This is a genomic window from Streptomyces sp. TM32 (assembly GCF_004122755.1).
Taxonomy (GTDB): domain Bacteria; phylum Actinomycetota; class Actinomycetes; order Streptomycetales; family Streptomycetaceae; genus Streptomyces; species Streptomyces sioyaensis.
Genome location: NZ_SDIG01000083.1, coordinates 17,845 through 27,201, shown reverse-complemented (window position 1 = coordinate 27,201; position 9,357 = coordinate 17,845). Strand labels below are relative to the sequence as shown.

Here is a 9,357-nt window from a genome sequence, read left to right as displayed (position 1 = left end):
CACCTGGCCCGCCCCTGTCCCTCTTCCTGCCCTTGCCCCTCTTCCCGCCTTTGTCCCTCTTCCCGTCCATGCCCCTGCTCCCCTCCGGGTTCCGTGTTCACGTGGACTTCTCCTCCTGCCGGCGCCGCACATGCGGCAGATCGTCGTCCAGCCAAAAGGCGCTCTCCTGCGGGTCCTGCGAGTCCGTCACGACCAGGATTTCCTCGAACTTCGCGCCCGTACCCCGGAACCCGAGGTGGGGTTCGACCGCCCACAGCCCCGGCGCCGGCGGGTGGTCGGAGAAGGTGTACGGGCTCCACAGCGGGGACCAGCCGGCACGGTGGCCGCGCAGTGCATCGGAGGCGAGCCCCTTGAGGGAGTGGATGCCGAACCCGAAGAGGGTGGGCGACCAGCGGCGCTGCGCGACCCGATGGATCTTGTGCGCGATCACCCCGAAGGGGTAGGCGCGGTGGCGGTTGGCGTTGCCCTGCCGCACCATCAGCCGGTCGACGTCCTCGTAGATCTCCCGCAGCGACCGCCGCTCGCGCACCTCGCGCAGGATCAGCTCCCGATGTGCTCCGAGGTCGGCGAGCAGTCGGTCGTGCACGGGGTTGAGGCCCAGACAGCCCGAGTAGCCGATATCGGCGGTGAATCCCCGGTGGACCGGTGCCATATCGAGGATGAAGGGCATCCCGGGCTCCAGCGCACGGTTGGTGGGGAAGAACTGCATCGGCACGCGGAAATTGACGAAGGCGGTGCGGTCACCGAACCACGCGAACGGCAGATGGAACCAGTCCCGTACGCCGCGCTCGCGCAGCCACTCGCGCTGCATCCGCGCCGCCGTCCGCTCCGTGACCCCGGGCCTGAGCTGTGCGGCCACCGCCTCCGCGCAGGCATAGGCGAGCCGCTGGACCTCTCTGAACCCCCTTAGCCCGGCGCTGAGTTCGCCGGATCCTGGTGAGGTCGCTGTGGTGACTGAGCCCATCGCCAACCGTCCCGTCCCTGAGCAGTGCATCGCGGTACGTGCTCGTAACTTGACACCGATGAATGTGACAATGACCGGCGGCTGCGTCAAGAGGGCACCGGGCGCGCGGGCGCCGGCCCCCTCCGCAGGGGCAGCTCACGGACCGCGCCCCCCGACGCAGACCGTGCCCCCGACGCAGACCGCGCCTCCCGACGCAGGGGCAGCTCACAGACCGTGCCCCTGACGCCGGGGCAGCTCACAGAACGAGACCCCTACGGGCACGTAATACCGCAGGGGGAGGAACATCCCATCGTCTGGGTTGACGACCGGTGTGGCGGGCGCCACTACCGTCGATGACGTGACTGTGATCGTGACCGAAAGCCTGAGCAAGCGGTTCCCGCGGGTGACCGCCTTGGACCGGCTCTCCGTTGACATCGCCCCCGGCGTAACGGGCCTGGTGGGTGCCAACGGCGCCGGCAAGTCCACCCTGATCAAGATCCTTCTGGGACTCGCCCCGGCCACCGAAGGGAGTGCGCATGTCCTCGGCCTGGACGTGACCAAGGACGGCGGCACCATCCGTGAGCGGGTCGGCTATATGCCCGAGCACGACTGCCTGCCGCCGGACGTCTCGGCCACCGAATTCGTCGTGCACATGGCCCGGATGTCGGGCCTGCCGCCGACCGCCGCCCGCGAGCGCACTGCGGACACCCTGCGCCACGTCGGCCTCTACGAGGAGCGTTACCGCCCCATCGGCGGCTATTCGACGGGCATGAAGCAGCGGGTGAAGCTGGCCCAGGCCCTGGTCCACGACCCGCAGCTGGTGTTCCTCGACGAGCCCACCAACGGCCTCGACCCGGCAGGGCGGGACGAGATGCTCGGTCTGATCCAGCGCGTCCACCGCGACTTCGGGATCTCCGTCCTGGTGACCTCCCACCTCCTCGGCGAGCTGGAGCGCACCTGTGACCATGTCGTCGTCATCGACGGCGGCAAACTGCTGCGTTCCTCCTCGACCGATGAGTTCACGCAGGTCACGGCCTCGCTGGCGATCGAGGTCACGGACACCGACGCCCATCCGGACGGCACCGGAGCACTGCGCGCCGCCCTGGAAGGAGCCGGCGTCACGGTGTCCACCGCCGGCGGAGGCTCCGAGAGCCTCGCGTCCTCCGGTCACCTCCTGTACGTCGAGGCCGCCGGCGAGGAGACCTACGACCTGGTGCGGGACACCGTCGCCGGGCTCGGGCTCGGCCTGGTCCGGGGCCGGGGCCAGTGCCGGGATCGCGGGGGCGCGGGAGCGCTGGGTGCGGACCGGCGGTATCGAGCTGTGCGTCGCGGAGCTGGGGGATCCGGAACGACCGACGGTGCTGCTGGTGCACGGCTATCCCGACAGCAAGGAGGTGTGGTCCGAGGTCGCCCGCGGCCTGGCCCGCCGCTTCCATGTGGTGCTCTACGACGTCCGGGGCTGCGGCCGGTCCACCGCCCCGCGGCCGCTGCGGGGCGGCTTCACCCTGGAGAAGCTGACGGACGATTTCTTGGCCGTCGCCGACGCCGTCAGCCCCGGCCGCCCGGTCCATCTCGTCGGCCATGACTGGGGCTCCGTACAGGCCTGGGAGTTCGCCACCGTGCGGCGTACGGAGGGCCGGATCGCCTCCTTCACCTCCCTGTCGGGCCCGTCCCTGGACCACTTCGGCCACTGGATCAAGAAGCGGATGACGCGCCCCACCCCCCGCCGCGCCGCCCAGCTGCTCCAGCAGAGCGCCAAGTCCTGGTACGTCGGCGTGCTGCACACCCCCGTGCTGCCCGAGCTGGCGTGGAAGGGCCCGCTCGGCAAGCAGTGGCCGCGGATTCTGGAGCGGATGGAGAAGGTGCCGGGCGGGGCCTACCCCACCGCCTCGCTGCCGAGGGATGCGGCGCACGGTGCCTGGCTCTACCGCGACAATGTGCTCCCCCGGCTCCGCCGCCCGCGCGGCGACGCCTATGCGCACTGCCCGGTCCAGCTGATCACCCCCACCGGCGACGCCTTCCTCTCCGAGCGGCTCTATGACGACCTGGAGGAGTGGGCGCCCCAGTTGGTGCGCCGCACCCTCCCGGCCAAGCACTGGGTCCCGCGCACCCGCCCCGACCAACTCATCTCCTGGATCGGTGAGTTCGTCACCGCCAAGGAGGAGGGGGATCCGGCGAAGCGGGTCGTGGCGTCCGGCCCGCACGCCGACCGATTCGGCGGGCAGCTGGTGCTGGTGACCGGCGCGGCCAGCGGCATCGGCCGGGCGACGGCGTTCGCCTTCGCGGAGGCCGGCGCGCGGATCATCGCCGTCGACCGGGACGCCGAGGGCGCGGCACGGACCGCGGACATGTCCCGGCTGATCGGCGCACCCCAGGCCTGGGCGGAGGTGGTCGATGTCGCGGACGGGACGGCGATGGAGAAGCTGGCCGACCGGGTCGACGCGGAGTACGGCACCGTCGACGTGCTGGTCAACAACGCCGGCATCGGGCTGGCCGGTTCCTTTTTCCAGACCACCACCGAGGACTGGAAGAAGGTCCTTGACGTCAACCTCTGGGGGGTCATCCACGGTTGCCGGATCTTCGGCAGGCGGATGGCGGATCGCGGACAGGGCGGCCATATCGTCAACACGGCCTCGGCCGCCGCCTTCCTGCCGTCGAAGCTGCTGCCCGCCTACAGCACTTCCAAGGCGGCCGTCCTGATGCTCAGCGAGTGTCTGCGCGCCGAACTGGCGGGCCAGGGAATCGGCGTCACCGCCATCTGCCCCGGGCTGGTCGACACCGCCATCACGAACACCGCCCGCTTCACCGGAGTCCCGGCCGAGGAGGAGAAGCGCCGCCAGGAATCGGCCGCGCGGAGGTACCGGAGGCGCAACTACCCGCCGGAGAAGGTCGCCGACGCCATCCTGCGTGCGGTGGTCCACAACCAGGCGGTGGTGCCGGTCACCCCCGAAGCACGCGGCGCCCGCCTGCTGTCCCGCTTCGCCCCGCGCCTGCTGCGCGCCTTCGCCCGCTACGAACCCCGGCTGTAGTGCCCTACGAACCCCGGTAACCCCGGATGTGGCGCGGGCGCCCGTCGGGTGTCCACCGCATACAGACGTCCTTCGTGTGTCCGACGCGCACGGGCCCCCGTCGGGTGTCCGCCGCGCACGGGCCCCCGTCGGGTGTCCGCCGCGCACGGGCCCCCGTCGGGTGTCCGCCGCGCACGGCACTTCTCCCGGGCCGCCGGTGCAGCTTCTGCCCGGTCCGGGGCCCCGGGCGCCCGCCCGTGAACCAGAGAACTGCGCACCTCAGGAGCCGCGCATGAGCACCCCGCACCTCCCCTCGCACCCCCAGGAGCCCCACCCGATCGCGCCGCGCCGGGTCTCGTTCGACTGGCATGCCACGCCGCTGCTGTGGATACCGGACGAGCCCACCGCCACCCACGTCATCAATGTGCTGCATCTGCTGCTACCGGCGGGCGAACGATGGTTCGTCAAGGTCTTCAAGGAAGCCCTGCCGCTGGTCCGGGACGAGCAACTGCGCACGGACGTCAAGGGCTTCATGGGCCAGGAGGCCACCCACAGCGTTCAGCACTCCACCGTGCTCGACCACCTGGCCCACCAGGGCCTGGACACCGCTCCCTACACCCGGCGCGTCGACTTCCTCTTCGCCCGCCTCCTGGGCGAGCAGCCGCCCTTCGGCCTCCCGCTCACCGGCCAGGAGTGGCTGCGCTTCCGGCTCTCCCTCATCGCCGCCATCGAGCAGTTCACCGCGGTGCTCGGCGACTGGGTGCTGGATGCCGAGGGCCTCGACCGTGCCGGCCCCGACCCGGTCATGCTCGATCTGCTGCGCTGGCACGGTGCCGAGGAGGTCGAGCACCGCGCGGTCGCCTTCGACATGTACCAGCACACCGGTGGCCCGGACCCCGCCCGTTATCTCCGCCGGGCCCTGGGCATGGCCGTGACCGCCCCCGTGCTGCTCTACCTCTGGGGCTGGGGCGCGGCCTACCTCCTGCGGCACGACCCACAGCTCGCCGCCCGCTCCCGCTACTCCCTGCGCGCGCACAACCAGGCCGTCCGCAAAGGGCTGCTGCCCACCTGGCGTGAGCTGGGAGCGGCGATACCGCGGTATCTGCGGCGGTCGTACCATCCCTCGCAGGAAGGGTCGCTGCGCACGGCCGTCGCCTATCTGGCGTCCTCCCCGGCCGCGCGGGCCGCGGCGGGTGCGGTGGGCCGAGCGGCCCTCTCGTAGCGCGCGGCCATGGTGTGAGGAGCAACCGCATTGACCGAGCAGCCGCAGCCGGCCGAATACCGCATCGAGGACCTGGCTCACCTCAGCGGCGCCACGGTCCGCACCATCCGCGCCTATCAGGACCGCGGGCTGCTCCCCCGCCCGGAACGCCGGGGCCGGGCCAATGTCTACGGCGAGGCTCATCTGACCCGGCTGCGCCAGATCGCCGGTCTGCTCGACCGCGGCTACACCCTGGCCAGCATCAAGGAACTCCTCCAGGCCTGGGACGCGGGCCTCGACCTCGGCGGGGTCCTGGGCTTGGTCGCCGAGATCGACGGGCCGTGGACCGACGAGGAGCCCTCCCGCCTCTCCCGCACCGAACTGGACGCCGCCTTCGGGGGAACGTCCGACGAGACGGCGATCGCCGAGGCGGTCGAACTGGGCGTCCTGGAACGGGTCCCCGGCCGGGACGACGAGTTCCTCGTCCCCAGCCCGCAGGAACTCGCCGTCGCCGCCGAACTGCACTCCGCCGGCGTCCCGCTCCGGGCGATCTCCGGCCATCTGCGGGAGGTGCGCGGCCAGGTCGAGCACATCGCCGCCCGCTTCCTGGACTTCACCGCCGAGCACGTCTTCCAGCCGTTCCTGGACCATCCGCCCACCGGGGCCGAGGCAGCGGAGGCCGCCGCCCTCGTACGCCGGATGCGCCCCCTGGCCCAGCAAACCATCGACGCCGAACTCGCCCGCGCCATGCGCACCCTGGCCACCCGGTACTTGCGCCACCACCTCAGCGACGCACGGCCCGCGGAGACACGAAGGCCGACCGACGTGGTGGCCGGGGCGGCCAGGGCTGCCGAGACGGCAGCACCCACCGGGACGGCAGCACCCACCGGGACGGCAGCAGGTGCGGGCGCCGGGTCGGCCGCACGGGCTGAGACCGCAGCAGGCGCGGCGGCCGGTGCAGCAGCCGGTGCCGGGAACGCCGCGGTGTCCGCCGAGCAGGCATACGCCGGGAGCCGGGGCCTCGGGAGTGTCCCCGGGCCCCGGGGCGCCGTCGAGCCGCCGGCAGCCGCCGGGGCGGTCTCGGCCCCCCGTCCCGAGACCGCCCCGGCAGTGTGCGAGGAGGTGCTGCTCCCCGCCGACGCCGTACGGGCCGTACGGGATCTGGTGGGCCCGGAGAACGCAGCCGCCTTCATCGCCGCTGCCGCGCGGCGGGAGGTCCAGGCCCGCACGATGGACGCCCTGGCGGCGGGCGGAAGCAGTCCCGCACCGGAAGACGCGGAGGCCGGTACGGCTGGCGGCTGACGGCTGGGGGGACGAGCCGTCCGCCGAGGAGGACGACCGGGGCCACCCGCACGGGAGGCTCTGACCCCCGCCCGCAACAGGCCCCCGGCCGCGCTCCCGTACCGCCCGCAGCCCGCAGCCCGCAGCCCGCCCAGGCCGTCGTATCCCTGTTGAGTTGTCAAGGTTCAGGCTGGGGCGGGGGCCACCCGCACCTCAGTTACGTCAACTGGCAGGATCCGGAAGCCAGTTGCCGTGGAATCCGTAGGGCACCCGCTGGGGGAGATGGACCGTGGCGACCGGGTCGGCGGATATGTCCTCCGTGTCGAGTACGACGAGATCGCTGGTATCGGTGGACGCGTCGTAGACATAGGTCATCAGCCAGCCGGGCCCTCCCGGGCGGTCATCGGCCGGGGCGAAGACCGCCTCACACGGAGTGCGCCCCGGAGCGAAGTCGTGCCGGACGACCGCACCCGTCTGCAGGTCGTAGCGGAGCAGTGCGCCGGGTATCGGACCGCTGCCCGGCAGCTCTGCGGTGGTGGCATGGCCGAAGCGGGCCGCTCGCCCGGCGAGGCGGTCGTCCACCCTGGGGAACTCGCAGAAGTGATCGTCGAGTTGTTCCTCGGCGACGGTGCCGGTGGCGAGATCGATCGTCCAGCGCCAGAGATGGGCCGGGCTCACGCCGCCGAATTCGGCGTAGCGGGCGACATGGAGAACGATGCGCTGGTCGCCCTCGTCATGAGCGTTCAGGGCATGGAAGACATAGCAGGGGTCGATGGCCAGCCAGCGGACCTCACCATGGGGATCGTCGCGACGCAGCACACCGAGCCGGGCGCCGTACCCCGGGTCCCAGCGGTACGGCATGCCGGGGTGGCTGCGGTCGAAGACCACCGGGAGGTCCATGAAGACGACATGGCTCGCGGTGAGATGGAAGTCGTGCATCATCGTCGGCCCCGGAACATCGATGGGACGGCTGAGCACCAACTCCCCCGAGGCATCGGCACGGTGGTAGGTGAGATAGGGCGGGGTGGAGCCGCCGTATCCGAAGAAGTGCAGCTCACCGGTCACCGGACAGGTCTTGGGGTGGGCGGTCATGGCGGTCGTGAGCCGGCCCCCGAAGTCATAGGCACCGACAGTCTCCAGCTCATGGCCGGGGCGGCAGTCGATCTCGTAGGGGAACGCCGACTCGACCAGGGCAAGGGTGCGTCCGGCATGGCGGACGACATGGGTGTTGGCCACGCCCGCCGCCAGATTCCGGCGGCCCTGCGCGTCCACCGCCCGCGCGCCCTCGGTGAGGGCTGAGGTGCGCACCCAGCGGTTGCGGTAGGAGACGGCTCGGCCGCCCTCCAGACGCAGGCCGTGGACCATGCCATCGCCGAAGAACCAGTGCGGGGTGGCGGCGTCCCGCGGGTTGGGGCCGTTGCGCAGGAACCAGCCGGTGAGCTCGGGTGGGATCGTGCCCGTGACCGGGAGGTCGTAGGCCGTCAGCTCATCCGTCACCGGGGCGAAGTTGCCGGCCATGTGCGGTGCGGGAGCATCGGATGCGGATGCGGTGGTCGGGGATGTGGTGGTCATGAGGCCAGGCCTCCTTGGATGTCGGCCCGCGTACCGGACTCCTGCATGAAGCGGGCCCGGGCCCGTTCCGGATAGGCGGCGGTGAAGCGGGCGGGAAGGATGAATCCGGCGATCTGGATAAGGATCGAGAAGGCCACGCTCCACCCAAGGGAGGAGACGACGGTCTGGGCGATCGCGGTGAGAGTGAAGGACAGCGCCCAGGCGGTGGTGAGCACGACGTTGATACGGCGGAACAGCGGGGTGTCCCAGACCTCCCGCGAGGCCATCCGGCGCGCGAACCCCAGAGTGAAGGGCCGCCGCACGGCGATCGACACCCAGGCGATCAGCGCCAGCCAGCCCATCGAGAGGGCGCTGCCGTAGTTCTTGAGAGCGCTGTCGGGCTGGAGGAAGGCCAGCGTTCCGAGGGCCGCGAAGAACACGAGCGTGCCGTACTCCAGCAATCGGTAGTCGAGCGAGAGGCCCGCCGCACGGTCGGTGAGGAGCAGCACGACGGCTGACACCAGAGCCGCGAGCCCACCCCACTGCCAGCCGGCCGAGGACACCCCCGCGAAGACCAGCCAAGGAATGAAGCTCCGCAGATAGTTCATGTTTCCCCCTCGTCACCCGCTCCCGCCGGCGCTCGACGCACCGACGAGCCGCCGCCGCGCGGCACATTCCAAGCTCGACATGTCGAACATAGAAGCTCCACCTTTGACATGTCAACAGTGGAAGGTAAAGTCAGGACCATGAGCCTGAAACATGCCGTGCTGGGCCTGCTGGCCGAATCCCCGGCGAGCGGCTACGACCTGATGAAGCTGTTCAACGTGTCGCTGTCGAATGTCTGGCCGGCCACACAGAGTCAGGTGTACGGCGAGCTCACCAAGCTCACGACCGCCGGTCTTGTCGAGGTCGCCGCCCACGGTCCCCGCGGACGCAAGGAGTACGCGATCACCGATGACGGCCTGGCGGAGCTGCGCCGATGGCTCATCGAGGTCGAGCCCACGGGGCAGCAGCGCCATGACGGCCTGCTGCGCATCTTCTTCCTCGGCATCGTCACGCCGCTGGAGGCGCAGACGTACCTGCTGCATCAGGCCGAGCGCGCCGCGCGCACCCGCGCCGATCTGGAGCACCTGGAAGAGACCGCCCAATGGGACGAGGAAATGATTTCGGTCTACGGGCGGATCGCGCTGGAGTACGGCCTGCGGATGTCGGCGACCCAGGAGGAGTGGGCGCGATGGGCGGCCGAAGAGGTCAACAGCGCAAAGGCGAGAAAAGCGGGCGAACTTGCGCGGCGGCAGCACGAGGAAGCAGGTCCGCAGGAGGAAGGCCGGCAGCCTGATAGAGCCCGGCCCGAAGGGGACTGACCCCAGCCC

Annotated in this window: 7 protein-coding genes and 1 pseudogene; 5 read left to right on the top strand and 3 right to left on the bottom strand. The window is 71.1% G+C overall.

What is annotated here, in order from left to right:
- Window positions 1-97: 97 nt before the first annotated feature.
- The gene (locus tag EST92_RS18985; protein WP_129282079.1) at window positions 98-964 is read right to left on the bottom strand and encodes a M24 family metallopeptidase; all 867 of its coding nucleotides are present in this window, start codon (window positions 962-964) and stop codon (window positions 98-100) included.
- A gap of 310 nt (window positions 965-1,274) precedes the next feature.
- Between EST92_RS18985 and EST92_RS18980 the strand changes: the two are divergent.
- From EST92_RS18980 to EST92_RS18965, 4 genes and pseudogenes are all read left to right on the top strand, one after another.
- Window positions 1,275-2,198 (top strand): annotated as a pseudogene (locus EST92_RS18980) (ABC transporter ATP-binding protein); the annotation flags it as partial.
- A gap of 19 nt (window positions 2,199-2,217) precedes the next feature.
- Complete coding sequence (locus EST92_RS18975) at window positions 2,218-3,972, top strand: SDR family oxidoreductase (RefSeq protein ID WP_129282081.1); 1,755 nt, start codon at window positions 2,218-2,220, stop codon at window positions 3,970-3,972.
- A 271-nt stretch (window positions 3,973-4,243) separates the two neighbouring features.
- The gene (locus EST92_RS18970; protein ID WP_129282078.1) at window positions 4,244-5,173 is read left to right on the top strand and encodes a metal-dependent hydrolase; all 930 of its coding nucleotides are present in this window, start codon (window positions 4,244-4,246) and stop codon (window positions 5,171-5,173) included.
- 30 nt (window positions 5,174-5,203) lie between these two features.
- Entirely contained in the window at window positions 5,204-6,454 is a 1,251-nt protein-coding gene (locus EST92_RS18965) for a MerR family transcriptional regulator (protein ID WP_129282077.1), read from the top strand.
- 201 nt (window positions 6,455-6,655) lie between these two features.
- Here EST92_RS18965 and EST92_RS18960 read toward each other — a convergent pair whose 3' ends face one another.
- On the bottom strand, window positions 6,656-8,005 hold the full coding sequence (locus EST92_RS18960; protein ID WP_129282076.1) for a carotenoid oxygenase family protein: 1,350 nt from the start codon (window positions 8,003-8,005) through the stop codon (window positions 6,656-6,658).
- A complete protein-coding gene (locus EST92_RS18955; RefSeq protein ID WP_129282075.1) occupies window positions 8,002-8,592 on the bottom strand; it encodes a hypothetical protein in 591 nt (196 codons plus the stop codon). The genes EST92_RS18960 and EST92_RS18955 overlap by 4 nt, the downstream gene beginning before the upstream one ends.
- A 138-nt stretch (window positions 8,593-8,730) precedes the next feature.
- Between EST92_RS18955 and EST92_RS18950 the strand changes: the two genes are divergently transcribed.
- Complete coding sequence (locus EST92_RS18950; RefSeq protein WP_129282074.1) at window positions 8,731-9,348, top strand: PadR family transcriptional regulator; 618 nt, start codon at window positions 8,731-8,733, stop codon at window positions 9,346-9,348.
- Window positions 9,349-9,357 lie beyond the last annotated feature (9 nt).